Raw genomic sequence first — 15,249 nt, forward strand, 5'->3', positions numbered from 1 at the left:
CCGCCACCGCCGACCAACCTCGCGGGTCAGCTTGAACCCGAATACAGGACACGCGTACTGTTTAGGGCGAGAGGGCGCCGCACCCACAGGTGCGGAAGACTCACGGATGTTCCCCTACCGACTTATGCGCGTCACCAGAGTCACCAGATGGAGTTGGACGTGACTGCACCAGCGAGCAAGGACAGCTTCGGCGCCCGCGGCACGCTCTCGGTCGGCGACGCCTCGTACGAGGTGTACCGACTGAGCGCCGTCGAGGGTGCGGAGCGCCTGCCGTACAGCCTGAAGATCCTGCTGGAGAACCTGCTCCGCACCGAGGACGGCGCGAACATCACCGCCGACCACGTGCGCGCGCTCGGCGCCTGGGACCCCAGCGCCCAGCCGAACAAGGAGATCCAGTTCACGCCCGCGCGCGTGGTCATGCAGGACTTCACCGGCGTGCCCTGCGTGGTCGACCTCGCCACCATGCGCGAGGCCGTGACCCAGCTCGGCGGCGACCCGGCGAAGGTCAACCCGCTGGCCCCGGCCGAGCTGGTCATCGACCACTCGGTGATCGCCGACATCTTCGGCCGCCCGGACGCCTTCGAGCTGAACGTGGACCTGGAGTACGAGCGCAACAAGGAGCGCTACCAGTTCCTGCGCTGGGGCCAGACCGCGTTCGACGAGTTCAAGGTCGTCCCGCCGGGCACCGGCATCGTCCACCAGGTCAACATCGAGCACCTGGCCCGCGTGGTCATGGTGCGGGGCGGCGTCGCCTACCCGGACACCCTGGTCGGCACCGACAGCCACACCACCATGGTGAACGGCATCGGCGTGCTGGGCTGGGGCGTCGGCGGCATCGAGGCCGAGGCCGCGATGCTGGGCCAGCCGGTGTCGATGCTGATCCCGCGCGTGGTCGGCTTCAAGCTGCACGGCGAGCTGCCCGCGGGCGCGACCGCCACCGACCTGGTGCTCACGATCACCGAGATGCTGCGCAAGCACGGCGTGGTCGGCAAGTTCGTCGAGTTCTACGGCTCGGGCGTCGGCGCGGTGCCGCTGGCCAACCGCGCCACCATCGGCAACATGAGCCCGGAGTTCGGCTCCACCTGCGCGATCTTCCCGATCGACGGCGAGACCATCGACTACCTGAAGCTGACCGGCCGCTCGGCCGAGCAGCTGGCGCTGGTCGAGGCGTACGCCAAGGAGCAGGGCCTGTGGCACGAGGCCGACCGCGAGCCGGTGTACTCCGAGACGCTGTCGCTGGACCTGTCGACGGTCGTCCCGTCGATCGCCGGTCCGAAGCGCCCGCAGGACCGGATCGAGCTGGCGTCGTCCAAGACCGCGTTCCGCCAGGCGCTGGGCGCGTACGTCTCCGACACCGAGCCGACCTCGGCCTCCAGCGTGGACGAGGCCGTGGAGGAGACCTTCCCGGCCAGCGACCCGATCTCGCCCGCGAACGGTGACAACGGCGGCGCGCCGCGCGTGGTCCACTCGGCCGCGACCGGCAGCGAGGGCCGCCCGTCCAACCCGGTCAAGGTGACCCTGGACGGCAACGAGTTCGAGCTGGACCACGGCGCCGTCGCGATCGCCGCGATCACCTCGTGCACCAACACCTCGAACCCGTCGGTGATGATCGGCGCGGCGCTGCTGGCGAAGAAGGCCGTGGAGAAGGGCCTGGAGCGCAAGCCGTGGGTCAAGACCACGCTGGCGCCCGGCTCCAAGGTCGTCATGGACTACTACGAGCGCGCCGGTCTCATGCCGTACCTGGAGAAGCTGGGCTTCCACCTGGTCGGCTACGGCTGCACCACGTGCATCGGCAACTCCGGCCCGCTGCAGGACGAGATCAGCGCGGGCATCAACCACGGCGACCTCGCCGCGGTGTCGGTGCTGTCGGGCAACCGGAACTTCGAGGGCCGGATCAACCCCGACATCAAGATGAACTACCTGGCGTCCCCGCCGCTCGTGGTGGCGTACGCGCTCGCGGGCTCGATGGACAAGGACATCACCACCGAGCCGCTGGGCACCGACAACGAGGGCAAGCCGGTCTACCTGGCCGACATCTGGCCGTCGCCGCAGGAGGTCTCGGAGGTCGTCGGCTCGGCGATCTCGCCCGAGGGCTTCGCCAAGGGCTACGAGAACGTGTTCACCGGTGACCGGCGCTGGCAGTCGCTGCCCACGCCGACCGGCAACACCTTCGAGTGGGCCGACGACTCCACCTACGTGCGCAAGCCCCCGTACTTCGAGGGCATGGAGATGGAGCCGAAGCCGGTCACCGAGATCAGCGGCGCGCGCGTGCTCGCGCTGCTGGGCGACTCGGTCACCACGGACCACATCTCCCCGGCCGGTTCGATCAAGGCAGACTCGCCCGCGGGCAAGTACCTGACCGAGCACGGCGTGGACCGCAAGGACTTCAACTCGTACGGCTCGCGGCGCGGCAACCACGAGGTGATGATCCGCGGCACGTTCGCGAACATCCGCCTGCGCAACCTGCTGCTCGACGACGTCCAGGGCGGCTTCACCCGCGACTTCCTGGCCGAGGGCGCGCCGCAGACCACGATCTACGACGCGTCGGCGAGCTACGCCGAGGCGGGCGTGCCGCTGGTCGTCCTGGCGGGCAAGGAGTACGGCTCCGGCTCGTCCCGCGACTGGGCGGCCAAGGGCACCTCGCTGCTGGGCGTGCGCGCGGTGATCACCGAGTCGTTCGAGCGCATCCACCGGTCGAACCTGATCGGCATGGGCGTCCTGCCGCTCCAGTTCCCGGCCGGTGAGTCGGCGTCGTCGCTGGGCCTGGACGGCACCGAGGTGTTCGACATCTCCGGGGTGACCGAGCTGAACAACGGCGTGACGCCGGAAACGGTGAAGGTCGTCGCGAAGAAGGCCGACGGGTCGACCGTCGAGTTCGACGCGGTCGTGCGCATCGACACCCCCGGTGAGGCGGACTACTACCGCAACGGCGGCATCATGCAGTACGTGCTGCGCAAGATGGTCCGCAGCTAGTCCTGAGCGGTGCACGGAGGGGCCGTCCGCGCTTCGGCGCGGGCGGCCCCTCCCGCGTTCACCGGCTCAGCAGATGTAGGCCGTGTGCTGCGCCCACCACTCCAGGTGCGGCGCGGTCTTCGACCCGACCCGGCCGTCCACCGCGAGCCCCGCGCCGAGCGCGTTGGCGCACTGCTGGAACTTGACCACCTTGCCCCTGGTGTCCGGCCCGAAGACCCCGTCCTCGGCGATGTGGTGGTACGTGCTCGGGTTGATGGCCCAGTTCAGCAGGCACTGCACCCGCCTGACGTAGGCCCCGCTGTCACCCTGACCGATGTCCCGCGCCGCCGCGGAAGGGCAGTTGTGCAGCGCCCCGACCTCGCCTGGCGCGGCCACCGCCGTCCCACCCGCGAGCACGACGCCGAACAGCGCGGCCAGCAGCACCAGAGCTCGTCGACCCATGACTTGTTCCCCCTAGCTCTCGACCCACCGGAAGTGCGGATCCGGACTGCGGTTCCCCACCCGCAGCCCCTCTCCGGGTCGTCCCATGCTCGGCCGCCCGTCGTCGCCGGGACAACTTCTTCGAGCAGGCTCGAAAACCCCGCCCGGCCCAGCCGGTCCACCGCAACGGCCCCCGCTGCGGTCCCTCCGCTGCGGCGCAGGCTGCTCAGGTAGCGCCCCACCCCCTACCAACGGACCGGGGCCCGATACCAAACGCGGATTCACCACCGCCCCCGCTCCCCTACCGTCACCACCGTGAAAGCACTGGAGCTCCTGGGCGCCTTCCTCGCCCTGAACGGCCTGCTGGGCGCGGGCCGCGACCTGCTCGGGTTCGGGCCCGGCGGGGTGATCTCGCACGTCCCCGGCGTCGCGGGCAACGAGCTGCTCGCCAACGCGCTCGTGCTGGTCGTCGGGGTCGCGCTGACCGCGTTCGCGCACAGCAGGCTGCGGGACGGCGACGTGCGCTGATGCCCGCCCCGTCACGCCGCGGCAACCGCGACTGGCTGGTCGACGGCGCGTTCTTCGCCCTCGCCGCCGGGTACGCCCTCGTCTACCGCACCCAGCTCACCGACCTGCCGCACTGGCTGCTGCTCGCCGACCAGCTCGCCGCCGCGCTCGGCTGCGCCCTCCTGTGGGCCCGCAAGCGGCACCCGGTCCTGGTCACCGCGGTCCTGGGCGTGCTGGGCGCGGTGTCCCTGCCGGTGCAGGGCGCGGCCACGCTGGCGCTGTTCAGCCTGGCCGTGCACCGGCCGCCGCGCGTGGTCGCCGCCGTCGGGGCGCTCGCCCTGCTCACCGCGCCGGTCTACCCGCTGCTGCGGGTGGACCCCGAGCTGGCCCCGGTGGAATCGGTGGTGCTCAGCGTGGTCCTGTACGCCGGGGTCACCGGCTGGGGCGCGTCGGTGCGGGCGCACCGGCAGCTCGTGGACTCGTTGCGCGAGCGCGCCGAGCAGGCCGAGCGGCAGGCGCGGGAGCGGGCCGAGCGGGAGCACGAGCGGGCGCAGGCGGCGGCGCGGGCCGAGCGGGAGCGGATCGCGCGCGAGGTGCACGACGTGCTCGCGCACCGGTTGTCGCTGCTCAGCGTGTACGCGGGCGCGCTGGAGTACCGGGCGGACGCGGACCGGGCGCAGGTCGCGCGGGCGGCGGCGGTGATCAGGGAGACCAGCCACCTGGCGCTGCAGGACGTGCGCGAGGTGATCGGGGTGCTGCGCGCGCCGGTCGAGTCGCCGGACCGCCCGGCGCCCGTGCTGGACGCGGTGGGCGAGCTGGTCGAGCAGTCCCGGCTGGCGGGCGCGCGGGTGGTGGTCGAGGACTCGGTGGCGCCGGGGGCGCCCGAGGCGGTCGGGCGGGCGGCGTACCGGGTGGTGCAGGAGGGGCTCACGAACGCGCGCAAGCACGCGCCGGGGCAGGACGTGCTGGTGCGGCTGTCCGGCGGACCGGGCGCCGACCTGGTCGTGGAGGTCCACAACCCGCTGGGGACCGCGCTCTCCGTACCCGGCGCGGGCGCGGGGCTGACCGGGTTGGCGGAGCGGGTCGCGCTGGTCGGCGGCGAGCTGGAGCACGGGGTGGGCGCGCGCGGGCACCGGCTGTGGGCCAGGCTGCCCTGGTGATCAGGTTGCTGCTGGTGGACGACGACCCGCTCGTGCGCGCCGGACTGGCGTGGATGCTCGGCGGCACGCCCGGCGTGGAGATCGTCGGCGAGGCCTCGGACGGCGCCGAGGCGCTGCGGGCGGTGCGCGAGAAGCGGCCGGACGTGGTGCTGATGGACATCCGGATGCCGAACCTGGACGGCCTGACCGCGACCGAGCGCCTGCGCCGCACCGAGCACCCGCCGGAGGTGATCGTGCTGACCACGTTCGACACCGACGAGCACCTGCTGCGCGCCCTGCGCGTGGGCGCGGCGGGCTTCCTGCTCAAGGACACCCCGCCGCCGAGGATCGTGGAGGCGGTGCGGGCGGTGGCGGCGGGCGAGCCGATGCTGTCGCCGTCGGTGGTCCGGCAGCTCATCGCGCGCGTGGTGGACGCCGACGCGGGCCCGCGCCGGGAGCGGGCGCGGCGGGCGCTGGAGGGGCTCAGCGGGCGGGAGCGGGACGTGGCGCTCGCCGTGGCGCGGGGCTGGTCGAACGCGCGGATCGGCGACGAGCTGCACCTGAGCGTGCCCACGGTGAAGGCGCACGTGTCGCGGGTGCTGACCAAGCTCGGGGTGGAGAACCGGGTGCAGATCGCCCTGCTGGCGCGGGACGCCGAGCCGGCCTGACCTCAGAGGTCGTAGTCGCCGTCCCGCACGCCCGCGACGAAGACCGCCCACTCCTCGTGCGTGAACACCGCCGTGCCGGCGTCGGGGCGCAGGTTGTTGCGCACGAACACGGCGTCGTCGGTGAACCGGGTCTCGACGCAGGTCGTGCCGTTGGTCGTGCGGCGCGGAACGAACCACTCGTCGTGCTTCAGAGGCATGTCCCCAGTATTTCACCGTTGTCCCGGCGCAACGCCGACGAACTCGCGCATGTGCCGGGTGCTCGCTTCCCGGCTGAGCGCCATGCCGCGCATCAGTTCGAGGTGGTGCGTGGCGCGCTCGACCACGGATGCCTTGTCCTGCACGGTTTCCCGACCGTAGCTGTCGGTCAGCAGGATGTCCGGCGCGGGCGGTGGGAACCGGTGCAGGGTCGCGAGCATCCCCCGGAACGCGTGGATGCCCGCCGAGTAGGGCATGACCTGCACGATCACGTGGTCCGTGGTGGTGTTGAAGCGGATCAGGTGCTCGATCTGGGCGCGCATGACGTCGGGTCCACCGATGCTCACCCGCAGGGCGCCCTCACCGAGGATGCACCAGTAGCGCAGCGGCGGGCGTTCGGTGCGGGTCAACAGCTTCCCACGCTCCAGCCGCAGCTCGACCAGGCGCTCGACCTGCTCGTCGGGCCGGTCGTGGGAACCCCACTCCAGCGTGGCTCTGGCGTAGGCGGGGATCTGGAGGATGCCGGGGATCAACTCGCCGGAGTAGCAGATCGACGAGATCGCCTGGGCTTCGAGGTCGACGATCCGCCGGTGGTTGTTGGGCACGGTCGCGGCCGTGTAGGGGCCGGGCGCCCGCCGTCCGCGCGAGTTCCGGGCGAACAGCAGCAGCTCACCCCGCTCGTCCCCGATGACCCCGTAGTGGTCGAGCAACCGCTCCAGCTCCACCGGCTTGGGCCGGGACCGCCCGGTCTCCAGGTCCCCGATCTTGGAGATGGTGCACCCGAGCAGCAGCGCGGCCTGGTCCCGCCCCACCCCGGCCTGCTCCCGCATCCGCCGCAGCGTGGCCGCGATCTGGATGTGCTCGGGCTGAACCTGCCGCATCGTCCTCACGTCCCCCCAGCTGGCACGGTGGCGCAATCTAGCGCCTTTCCCACACGAGCAAGGTCACCCAACTGGGTAAATGTCATTTCCTACGCACGTAGATAACGTGTGCAGCACCACCCGCCGACCTCCGGGAGCCCCGAGTGCCCACCACCCAGACCGCGTCGACCTGGCTCTACCTGGAGGAGGGCAGGCCGGTGGTCTGCCGCCCGGACTCCCCGGACCGCGCGAGCCTGATGATCCTGGGCCCGGTCGAGGTGACCCTGGAGATGCCGACCACGATGCTCCAGGCCTGCCGGGACGCGCTGGACGAGGCGCTGCGCGCGCTGGAGGAGGGCGAGCCGGAGGCCTGACCTACCCCACCTCGGCGCGCCACCGCACGCGGGTCGGCCGCTCCCCCGTGGCGACGAACTCCTCGACGACCTCGACCACCAGGTCGAACGGCAGCTCGCTGCCCGCAGGCATGGCGTTGTGCGTCCCGGTCACCGTGAAGTAGTCCCGCCCCACCGGGTTGAGACCACCGACCGGCAACTCGGTCCCCTCGACCCCGAACCAGTCCAGCGCCCCGACGTCCCCGCGCACCCCCACCGTCAACCCGGTCCCGCCCCCGCGCACGAGGAACCACACGAGCCCGGCCGCGCCGGTCCTCCCCGAGTTGGCGAGCGCCAACAACCCCCCGAGCTCACCGGGCGCGCACCCGGACACGTCGACCTCTTCAGCACCGAGCAGTCCCACGCTCACGCCTTCCCCCGGTAGGCCCAGGAACAGGGTTCCCCGGCACTCGTCGACCCGTGCACGACCAACTCGCTCCCCTCGGGCAGGAAGCGCTCCAGCGCCTGGTGGCACCCCAGCGCCACCTGCCCCGGCTGCGATCCGCAGGGCGCGTTGTTGATCACGAGCGCGACGCTGCGCCGACCGGTCCCGACCATCATCATCGCCACCTTCATCTCGACGTGCTGGTAGATCCGCATCCGGGTGCGGATCCCCAGCGCCGCCATGCGCTCCCGCACGGCGGGCCCCCACGTGCCGTCGTCCCCCGAGGTGAACGGCGCGGGCACGTCGACGACGTGGCCGACCGTGCGGTCCCCCGCTCCGGGGCGCACCCTCGGCGGCAGCTCGCCGACGCACCAGCGCGCCTGCTCCGGGTAGCGCGTCCCGTCGCGGGCGACCACCGGCGGCGGCTCCCGCTCGGCGCGCGCCGCAGGTCCGCCCCCGTCGCCGACGAGTCTGGCCGTCGTCGCCCGGACCCGGACCACCGACGCGCGCACGCCCGACAACAACTCGCGCATCTCACCCATCTCGGTGAGGACGAGGGCGTAGGCCGCCAGGCACTCCCGGACGTCGTCCCTCCCGCTGCCCGCGAAGACCGATTCCAAGCCCTCCAAGGCCTCCCGCGCGAAGTCCTCGCCCTCGTGCAGGACCCGCGACGCCGCGTCGAGCAGCACCTCGACCTCGGCCAGCTCGCCGACCACCCCACCACCCACCGCGCTCCCCCGTCACGTCGAGCCCCCACAGCTCGACCGTGCCGGGCGCAGGCGCGGAGCACTCCCGAAAAGTGCGGCGCACGAGCAGACCGGGCGGAGCAGCCCGCCTGGTTCACCCCAACAGCCGCGCCCCGCTGAACCCGTCGGCCCAACGGGGTTTCCCCGTCCCGGCCACCGCCCACCCCTCGGCTATCTTCGGCCGCTGCGTGGAAGGAGGCCCGTGGTCCTGTTCCTGTGGTGGCTGCGCAACGACTCCCTGGGCCGCACCAGGGTCTGGTTCCCCCTCGCCCCAGCGCTCGCCCTCACCGCGACCTGGGCCCTCTTCGGCTGGCCCGACGGCCTCTCCACCGCCCTGGTGGTCGGCTTCGCCACCGCCGAGGTCGCCGTCGACCACGCGTGGTGGCGCCGCGACCGGCGCGCGGAGGGCATGGGCCGCGAGGAGCTGTGAAGCAGCCGGGGTCGCGGATCAGCCGAACGGCCGGACGTCCGGGTGGAACACCTGCCCGTCCGCCGGGACCTCCAGCCCCACCAGGTAGTCCCGCACCACCGCGTCCACCCCGGCGCTGTCCCCCAGCACGCAGTGCCCGAACGCGTCCACGCTCACCAACCGCGCGTTCCCCAGCTCCGAGGCCATCCCGCGCGCGAAGTCGTACCGGGTGGCCGGGTCGTGGTAGTTCCCCACCACCACGACGGGGTTCGCCGTCTCCCGGTCCCACGGCCCCGCGTACCGCTCCCGCACCCGAGGCCACACCGAGCAGGTCAGGAGATCAGCGGAAGCCTGCCACCGCCCGAAGGTCGGCATCCGCCGCTCCCAGTCCGCCGCCACCGCCGGGTAGTCCTGCGGCCTGCGCGGGAACGGCTTGTCCGCGCAGTTCACCCCGAGCGCGGTGTCGTTGCCGGTGTACTCGGCGTCCGCCAGCAGGTCCCACCTCCGCTCCGGGACCGGCCACGCGACCGGCACCTGCGCGGACGCCGCCCCGACCGCCCCGGAGACGCCCCGGTGCGCGTGCTCCAGCAACGTCGCCATCAGCGGGAACTCCTCCGGCGCGTACAGCGCCCCCGCCACCCGGTTCACGAACCCCGTGTAGTCCACGACCTCCCCGCCGGGCAGCGCCAACGTCCCGCCCGCGCGCAGGTGCTCGCGCACCAGGTCGAACTTCGCCCGCGGATCGCCGCCGCCGAACGCGCACCGCTCCCCGACCTCGGCGCACTCGTCGAGGAACCCGCGCAGCGCCAGCTCGAACCCCTCAGCGCGCCGCCGGTCGTTCTCGATCCCGTCGTCGGTGCGCAGCGCGGGGTCCACGTTGCCGTCCAGCACCATCGCCCGCACCCGCGACGGGAACAGGTTCGCGTAGGTGGCCCCGAGCAGCGTCCCGTAGGAGAACCCGACGTAGGTCAACCGCTGCTCCCGCACGCCCTGCCGCAGCAGGTCCAGGTCGCGCGCCACGTCCTCGGTGGAGATGTTCCGCACCAGCGGCCCGCCGTTGCGCGCGCACTCCCGCCCGTACTCGGTCGCGGCGGCCAGGTGCGCCCGCTCCTGCTCGGCGCCCAGCGGCAGCTTCGCCAGCCGCGCCCGCAGCTCGTCCGACTGCTCCTGCGTGGTCAGGCACCGCACCACCGGCGTGCTGCGCCCGATCCCGCGCGGGTCGAACCCGATGACGTCGAAGCGCCGCAGCACCTCCGCGTCGAACCGGTCCGGCGCGGACGCGACGGAGAGCACCCCGGACCCGCCGGGACCACCGGGGTTCGTGAACAACGACCCGATCCGGGCGCCCGGATCGGCGGCGGCCAGCTTCAGCGCGGAGAGCGTGATCCGCTCACCGCGCGGCCGGTCGTGGTCCAGCGGCACCTCGTGCCCGGTGCACGACAACCGCCCGCGCAGCTGTTCCGGGAACTCCTCCAGCAGCTCGGCCGCGCAGGCCGACCAGACCACCTCCGGCGCCGGGAAACCCCGCCCAGCACCACCTTCCGCACCCGCGACCCCCGAGGTCAGCGGGAGCACGAGCACCAGCGCCGCACCAGCGACCCCGGCCCCGCGCACCAACGACGTCCGCACCGGCGACTCCCCTCAGCACGTCCCCGGCGCCGCCCACCGGCGGCGCCCTTGAACGCCCACGCTGCCCGCCGCCACCGCCTCCCACATCGGGGAACGCCCGGAGGCGCACCCCCCGAAGCACCCCCCGTCCCCCCGCGACGACGAGCGGCGCGAGCCCCGGAGGACCCGCGCCGCCCGGTGACCGCAGGATCAGCTCACCCGGCCGCCTGCGCCAGCACCAGCGCGAACCGGTCCTCGGAGTCGGTCCACCACCGCCGCACCGCGAACCCGGACTCGCCCAGCTCGCGCTCCAGCCCGTCCCGCCGGAACTTCGCCGACACCTCCGTCCGCAGCTCCTCCCCCTCCGCGAACTCCACCTCGATCCCCAGCCCCGGAACGGGAACCCGCATCGCCCGCCCGGCCCGCAACCGCATCTCGACCCACTCCCGCTCGGCGTCCCACCGCGCGACGTGCGCGAACGCCTCCGGGTCGAACCCCGCGCCCAGCTCCCGGTTCAGCACCCGCAGCACGTTCCGGTTGAACGCTGCGGTCACCCCGGCCGCGTCGTCGTACGCCCGCACCAGGACTCCGGGGTCCTTCACCAGGTCCGCGCCGAGCAGCAGCCACTGCCCGGCCCGCAACGACTCCCGCACTGCCGCGAAGAACTTCCCGCGCTCCTCCGGCAGCAGGTTCCCGATCGTGCCGCCGAGGAACGCCACCAACCGCCCGTCCGACACCGGGAGCGCGCCGAGGTGCTGGGTGAAGTCCCCGACCACGCAGCGGACCCGCACGCCGGGGTAGTCGTCCGCGAGCCCGGACGCCCCCGCCAGCAGCGCCGACTCGGACACGTCCAGCGGCGTGAACCGGCGCAGCGTCGGCCGCAGGGCGTCGAGCAGCAGCCGGGTCTTCACCGAGAACCCCGACCCCAGCTCCACCAGCTCCGCCGCGCCGGTCAGCTCCGCGACCTCACCGGCCCGCGCGGCCAGGATCTCCCGCTCGGCCCGCGTCGGGTAGTACTCGGGGAGCCGGGTGATGTCCTCGAACAGCGAGCTGCCCACCGCGTCGTAGAACCACTTGGGGGACAACCACTTCGGCGTGTCGGCCAGCCCGGCCGCGGCTTCCTCGCGCAGCGCGCGCGCCGCCTCGTCGGGGGTCAGTCGCACGTCAAGCTCGGTCATCGTCGTCCTATCGCTCGAACGTCCACAGCAGACTCGGAAGCCACCACGACCGACCGGTCGGGCGCCTCCCGCCAACCGTCACCGGTGTCCAGCGGCTCGGAGGCCACCAGCACCCCGCCTTCGTCCCGCCTGACCCACAACGAGTGCGTCCAGGTCGTGCCGACCACGACCCCGTGGCCGAGCAGCAGCAGGTTCAACCGCGAGCCGGGCGCGGCGGCGTCCACCTCGCGCAGCACCGACACCACCGCCTCCTCCGCGCCCGCGCCGGACCGCAGCCGGTCCTGCACGAGCGCCCACAGCAGCGCCGAGTCCGTGGGCGCGTCGAGCGCGAGCAACCGCTCCACCGGGAGCCCGGAAGCCAGGCGAGCCAACGACTTCGTCCACTCGGGCACCTTGCCGTTGTGGCTGAACAGCCAGCCGTCGCCGGCGAACGGGGCGCAGGCGGTCTCCACCACCGGCATCCCGACCGTGGCCGAGCGCACCGCCGCCAGCACCGCGCCCGACCGCACGACGCGGCCCAGTGAAGCCAGGTTCTCGTCCGCCCAGATCGCCCCGGACCGCCGGTACCGGGCGACCTGCCCGTCCTCGGCGGCCCACCCGACCCCGTACCCGTCGGCGTTGACCGTGCCGCCGCGCCGCATGTCCACCGGCGCGTGCGACTGGTGCTCCAGCGAGTGCGGCGGGTCGAACAGCAGCGCCGACAGCGGCACCGGCCGCCCGAGGTACCCCAGGTGCCTGCACACCTAGCCCTCCACCGCCTCGCGCGCTACCTCCGGCGACGCGTCGCGCGCGCACCGGAACCCGGCGAAGACCTGCCGCCGGATCGGGTAGTCCCAGTTGCGGAAGGTGGCCCGCACCGCCACCGGGTCGGTGCCGAACGAGCCGCCGCGCAGCACCTTGTAGTCCGCGCCGAAGAACACCTGGGAGTACTCGGCGTACGGGAACACCTCGAACCCGGTGTAGCCGAGGAAGTCCGAACTGGTCCACTCCCACACGTCGCCGATGAGCTGGTGCACGCCCAGCGGCGACACCCCCCTGGGGTAGGCGCCGACGGGCGCCGGGGACAGGTGCCGCTGACCGAGGTTGGCGTGCTCGGGCGTCGGGTCGTCGTCGCCCCACGGGTAGCGCAGCGAGCGCCCGGTCGCCGGGTCGAACCGGGCGGCCTTCTCCCACTCGACCTCGGTGGGCAGCCGCTTGCCCGCCCACCGCGCGTAGGCCTCGGCCTCGTGGAAGCACACGTGCACCACCGGTTGCGCGGGGTCGAGCGGCGCGGTGGCGCCGAAGGCGCGCCGGTGCCAGGCGTCGCCGGAGCGCGACCAGAAGCGCGGCGCCTCCAGCTCGGCGCGCTGGACGTGGTCCCACCCGGCGGCGCTCCACCAGCGCGGGTCGCGGTAGCCGCCGTCCGCGACGAACTCGGCGTACGCGCCGTTGGTGACCGGGGTGGTGTCGATGAAGAACGGCTCGGTCACGACCTGGTGCGCGGGCCGCTCGTTGTCCAGCGCCCACGCCTCGGTGGAGGTGCCCATGGTGAACGGACCGCCCGGCACCAGCACCTCCGGCGGCCCGACCGGACCACCGGGCGGCGGTGGCGGGGCGTGCAGCACCGGGGCGCCAGTGCGCAGCTGGTGGGTGGCCAGCATGGTCTCGTCGTGCTGCTGCTCGTGCTGCACGATCATGCCGAACGCGAACGCCCCGTCGAGCAGCCGCGCGCCTTCCAGCGGGGTGCGCTCCAGGACGTCGAAGACCTTGTCGCGCACCTCCCGCACGTAGCCGCGCGCCTCGCCGGGCCCCAGCAGCGGCAGCTCGGGGCGGGCCGCGCGGGAGTGCTTGAACGCGTCGTACAGCTCGTCGATGTCGGCGCGCACCGGCTCGCGGCCACCGACGTCGCGCACGAGCCAGAGCTCCTCCTGGTTGCCGATGTGGGCGAGGTCCCACACCAGCGGTGACATGAGCTTGGAGTGCTGGCGCACCAGGTCGTCGTCGTCCACGGCGTCGGTGAGCGCGGCGCTGCGGGCCCTGGCCCTGGTGAGCTGTTCCGCGACTGTCGCGCGCAGGTCTTCGGCGCTGGTCATGAAAGTCCCCCTCCGGACTGTTGTGCAGTTCTGGTCAGCGGGTTCTTCTCAGCGGTGTTCGGTGAGCGGCGCCCGGTTCGGCGTCGCTCGTTCGGCGGCGCGGTCCTCCGTGGTGCGGCACGACCGCGCTTCTCGTTGTGGGACAGCTGGTCGCGTGGCAGCGCGAGCCCGTTCCGCGACCGGGATCGGGGTCGCGGCGCGGGGGGCTGCCGGGGTCGTCGGGGTCGGGGCGGTGGGACCCGCACCGACCTCGGGGACCTGCGGTGAGGGGCCTCGCGCGGACCTTCGGCCGGTTCGATGGCGGTCGCGCGGGCACCGGGCTTTCCGGGGACTGGGCGCTGCGGGGACCGGGCGCTGCGGGGAAGCGGCGCGACGTCGGCGGCGCGCCGGGACCGTCAGCCGCGCCCTGCGGCGAGCGCGCGGTGCAGCTCCTCGGCCACCACGTCGGCCTGCGCAGGCGACAGGTCGGTGCGGTGCAGCGCGGCGCAGCCCAGCTCCACGACCTGGGCGGCGACGCGCGCCAGCACCGGGTCGTCCAGCCCGTACCGGGCGGCGGTGAGCCAGCGCCGGACGGCGGGACCGGTCGCGTCCAGCACCGAGTCCACCACGGACGGGTGGGAGAAGAGCGCGGCCAGCAGCACCACCGGGGGAATCCAGCCGCCGGGACCGGGCGTGTCCAGGTAGCGGATCTCCAGGTAGCCGCGCGGGCGGACCGGCGGGAACTGGAGCGTCAGGTGGTAGTCCAGGTCCTCGGCGGTGGGCCTGCGGTCGAGCGCCCCGTCGATCCACTCGGCGAAGGTGAGGCGGTGCGGCGGGATCCAGTCCGGGCCGGGCCTGCGCACCACGATGACCGGCGCGTCCAGCACCCGGCGGGCCCAGGCCGAGGCCGGGTCGTCGCACACCGCGCCGGGGCGGCAGCGGACCGGGTCGGTGCCGTAGAGGGTGCGCATCCGGGCGCTGGCCCAGTCGGTGCGGAGGCCGCCGACGCCCGGCGAGTTGGCGAACAGGGCCATCAGCACCGGTCCGAGCGCGTGCGCGGCGGCCCAGCGGGTGGCCACGTCCGAGCCCTCGCCCGCGTCGAGGCACACCTGGAGCCCGGCGGTGCTGCACATCATGGTCAGGCCGTCCGGGCCGAGCGGGTCGAAGGCGTGCTGCATCGCCCGGTAGCGGGGGACGTCCAGGAGACGGCTCGGCGGGCGGAACGGGTCCGCACCCCGGTCACCGAGGGTGAAACCGGCCGGTTCCAGCAGGCCAGCGAGGTGGTCGACGTCCGACGCGACGGTCTTGAGCAGCTCGGTGAGCGAGTCGCGCGGCGGGGTGGAGATCTCGACCTGGCCGCCTGGTTCGACCGTCAGCGGTGTCCCGCTGGGCAGCGGGCGCTGCGGGCTGTCCGGCACCAGGGTCGGGGGCGCGTGGTCGCCCAGGGCGGCGGAGAACAGCGCCGCGTCCACGGGTAGGGAGGGGTCGCCCAGGTGGTGGACGGTCCACTCGATCTCGACGCCGATGAGCCTCGGCGGTCCGTGCTTGAAGCACACCGACGCCACGTAGGCCTCGGCTTCCGCGCGGTCCCGGAAGGACGCGGGAGCCGGCCCGTGCGCCGGACTTGGGTGAACTGCGACAACCATGCGCACTCCCCGTGTCGGCCTCGGTCGGGCTCGACGCTACACCGGGAATACCGATCGCCGCAGCGAACAAAA

The 15,249-nt window shown here is 73.4% G+C and carries 16 protein-coding genes; 6 read left to right on the forward strand and 10 right to left on the reverse strand.

The genetic code is table 11. The annotated features are described in order from the left end of the window. Window positions 1-159: 159 nt before the first annotated feature. Complete coding sequence (locus tag LV78_RS25950) at window positions 160-2,973, forward strand: aconitate hydratase (RefSeq protein WP_308208754.1); 2,814 nt, start codon at window positions 160-162, stop codon at window positions 2,971-2,973. A gap of 66 nt (window positions 2,974-3,039) precedes the next feature. Here LV78_RS25950 and LV78_RS25955 read toward each other — a convergent pair whose 3' ends face one another. Continuing rightward, the gene (locus tag LV78_RS25955) at window positions 3,040-3,414 is read right to left on the reverse strand and encodes a peptidoglycan-binding domain-containing protein (RefSeq protein WP_253848235.1); all 375 of its coding nucleotides are present in this window, start codon (window positions 3,412-3,414) and stop codon (window positions 3,040-3,042) included. Between the two features lie 294 nt (window positions 3,415-3,708). Between LV78_RS25955 and LV78_RS25960 the strand changes: the two genes are divergently transcribed. Genes LV78_RS25960 through LV78_RS25970 form a run of 3 tightly spaced genes read left to right on the forward strand, consistent with a single transcriptional unit; the run spans window position 3,709 to window position 5,707 of the window. Continuing rightward, a complete protein-coding gene (locus LV78_RS25960; protein ID WP_253848236.1) occupies window positions 3,709-3,921 on the forward strand; it encodes a hypothetical protein in 213 nt (70 codons plus the stop codon). Beyond that, on the forward strand, window positions 3,921-5,060 hold the full coding sequence (locus LV78_RS25965) for a sensor histidine kinase (protein ID WP_253848237.1): 1,140 nt from the start codon (window positions 3,921-3,923) through the stop codon (window positions 5,058-5,060). The genes LV78_RS25960 and LV78_RS25965 overlap by 1 nt, the downstream gene beginning before the upstream one ends. After that, window positions 5,057-5,707: a response regulator transcription factor gene (locus LV78_RS25970; RefSeq protein WP_253848238.1), complete on the forward strand. Its 651-nt coding sequence runs from the start codon at window positions 5,057-5,059 to the stop codon at window positions 5,705-5,707. The genes LV78_RS25965 and LV78_RS25970 overlap by 4 nt, the downstream gene beginning before the upstream one ends. A 2-nt stretch (window positions 5,708-5,709) precedes the next feature. On the opposite strand, the gene LV78_RS25975 is transcribed toward LV78_RS25970, so the two are convergent. Both LV78_RS25975 and LV78_RS25980 read right to left on the reverse strand, forming a co-directional pair. Beyond that, entirely contained in the window at window positions 5,710-5,904 is a 195-nt protein-coding gene (locus LV78_RS25975) for a DUF397 domain-containing protein (RefSeq protein ID WP_253848239.1), read from the reverse strand. 12 nt (window positions 5,905-5,916) lie between these two features. Beyond that, entirely contained in the window at window positions 5,917-6,783 is an 867-nt protein-coding gene (locus LV78_RS25980; protein ID WP_253848240.1) for a helix-turn-helix domain-containing protein, read from the reverse strand. 143 nt (window positions 6,784-6,926) lie between these two features. Between LV78_RS25980 and LV78_RS25985 the strand changes: the two genes are divergently transcribed. Then, window positions 6,927-7,136 (forward strand): hypothetical protein, encoded by a 210-nt coding sequence (locus LV78_RS25985; RefSeq protein WP_253848241.1) that lies wholly within the window; start codon window positions 6,927-6,929, stop codon window positions 7,134-7,136. Between the two features lies 1 nt (window position 7,137). Here the strand turns inward: LV78_RS25985 and LV78_RS41755 are convergent, their stop codons facing one another. Together LV78_RS41755 and LV78_RS25995 are read right to left on the reverse strand one after the other, a co-directional pair. Beyond that, window positions 7,138-7,524 carry an Imm1 family immunity protein gene (locus LV78_RS41755; protein WP_253848242.1) on the reverse strand — a complete coding sequence of 129 codons (387 nt, stop codon included), beginning with the start codon at window positions 7,522-7,524 and terminating at the stop codon, window positions 7,138-7,140. Further along, on the reverse strand, window positions 7,521-8,267 hold the full coding sequence (locus tag LV78_RS25995) for a DddA-like double-stranded DNA deaminase toxin (protein WP_253848243.1): 747 nt from the start codon (window positions 8,265-8,267) through the stop codon (window positions 7,521-7,523). Before LV78_RS25995 ends, LV78_RS41755 begins: the two co-directional genes overlap by 4 nt. A gap of 220 nt (window positions 8,268-8,487) precedes the next feature. Between LV78_RS25995 and LV78_RS26000 the strand changes: the two genes are divergently transcribed. After that, complete coding sequence (locus LV78_RS26000) at window positions 8,488-8,715, forward strand: hypothetical protein (protein WP_253848244.1); 228 nt, start codon at window positions 8,488-8,490, stop codon at window positions 8,713-8,715. 18 nt (window positions 8,716-8,733) lie between these two features. Here LV78_RS26000 and LV78_RS26005 read toward each other — a convergent pair whose 3' ends face one another. From LV78_RS26005 to LV78_RS26025, 5 genes are all read right to left on the reverse strand, one after another. Further along, window positions 8,734-10,323 (reverse strand): alpha/beta hydrolase, encoded by a 1,590-nt coding sequence (locus LV78_RS26005; protein ID WP_253848246.1) that lies wholly within the window; start codon window positions 10,321-10,323, stop codon window positions 8,734-8,736. Between the two features lie 194 nt (window positions 10,324-10,517). Then, the gene (gene egtD, locus LV78_RS26010; protein ID WP_253848247.1) at window positions 10,518-11,480 is read right to left on the reverse strand and encodes an L-histidine N(alpha)-methyltransferase; all 963 of its coding nucleotides are present in this window, start codon (window positions 11,478-11,480) and stop codon (window positions 10,518-10,520) included. Further along, a complete protein-coding gene (egtC, locus tag LV78_RS26015) occupies window positions 11,477-12,223 on the reverse strand; it encodes an ergothioneine biosynthesis protein EgtC (RefSeq protein ID WP_253848248.1) in 747 nt (248 codons plus the stop codon). Before egtC ends, egtD begins: the two co-directional genes overlap by 4 nt. Further along, window positions 12,224-13,552: an ergothioneine biosynthesis protein EgtB gene (egtB, locus tag LV78_RS26020; RefSeq protein ID WP_253848249.1), complete on the reverse strand. Its 1,329-nt coding sequence runs from the start codon at window positions 13,550-13,552 to the stop codon at window positions 12,224-12,226. It abuts the gene before it with no gap. 395 nt (window positions 13,553-13,947) lie between these two features. Continuing rightward, the gene (locus tag LV78_RS26025) at window positions 13,948-15,177 is read right to left on the reverse strand and encodes a glutamate-cysteine ligase family protein (RefSeq protein ID WP_253848250.1); all 1,230 of its coding nucleotides are present in this window, start codon (window positions 15,175-15,177) and stop codon (window positions 13,948-13,950) included. Window positions 15,178-15,249: the final 72 nt, after the last annotated feature.

Origin of the sequence: Actinosynnema pretiosum, from assembly GCF_024171695.1 — a bacterium.
In the GTDB taxonomy this organism is placed as follows: domain Bacteria; phylum Actinomycetota; class Actinomycetes; order Mycobacteriales; family Pseudonocardiaceae; genus Actinosynnema; species Actinosynnema pretiosum.

Coding starts and splice junctions, on each gene's coding strand:
- LV78_RS25975 (WP_253848239.1), bottom strand. CDS start 5,904: ATGCCTCTGAAGCACGACGAGTGGTTCGTTCCGCGCCGCACGACCAAC.
- egtD (WP_253848247.1), bottom strand. CDS start 11,480: ATGACCGAGCTTGACGTGCGACTGACCCCCGACGAGGCGGCGCGCGCG.
- egtB (WP_253848249.1), bottom strand. CDS start 13,552: ATGACCAGCGCCGAAGACCTGCGCGCGACAGTCGCGGAACAGCTCACC.
- LV78_RS25965 (WP_253848237.1), top strand. CDS start 3,921: ATGCCCGCCCCGTCACGCCGCGGCAACCGCGACTGGCTGGTCGACGGC.
- LV78_RS26025 (WP_253848250.1), bottom strand. CDS start 15,177: ATGGTTGTCGCAGTTCACCCAAGTCCGGCGCACGGGCCGGCTCCCGCG.
- LV78_RS25980 (WP_253848240.1), bottom strand. CDS start 6,783: ATGCGGCAGGTTCAGCCCGAGCACATCCAGATCGCGGCCACGCTGCGG.
- LV78_RS25955 (WP_253848235.1), bottom strand. CDS start 3,414: ATGGGTCGACGAGCTCTGGTGCTGCTGGCCGCGCTGTTCGGCGTCGTG.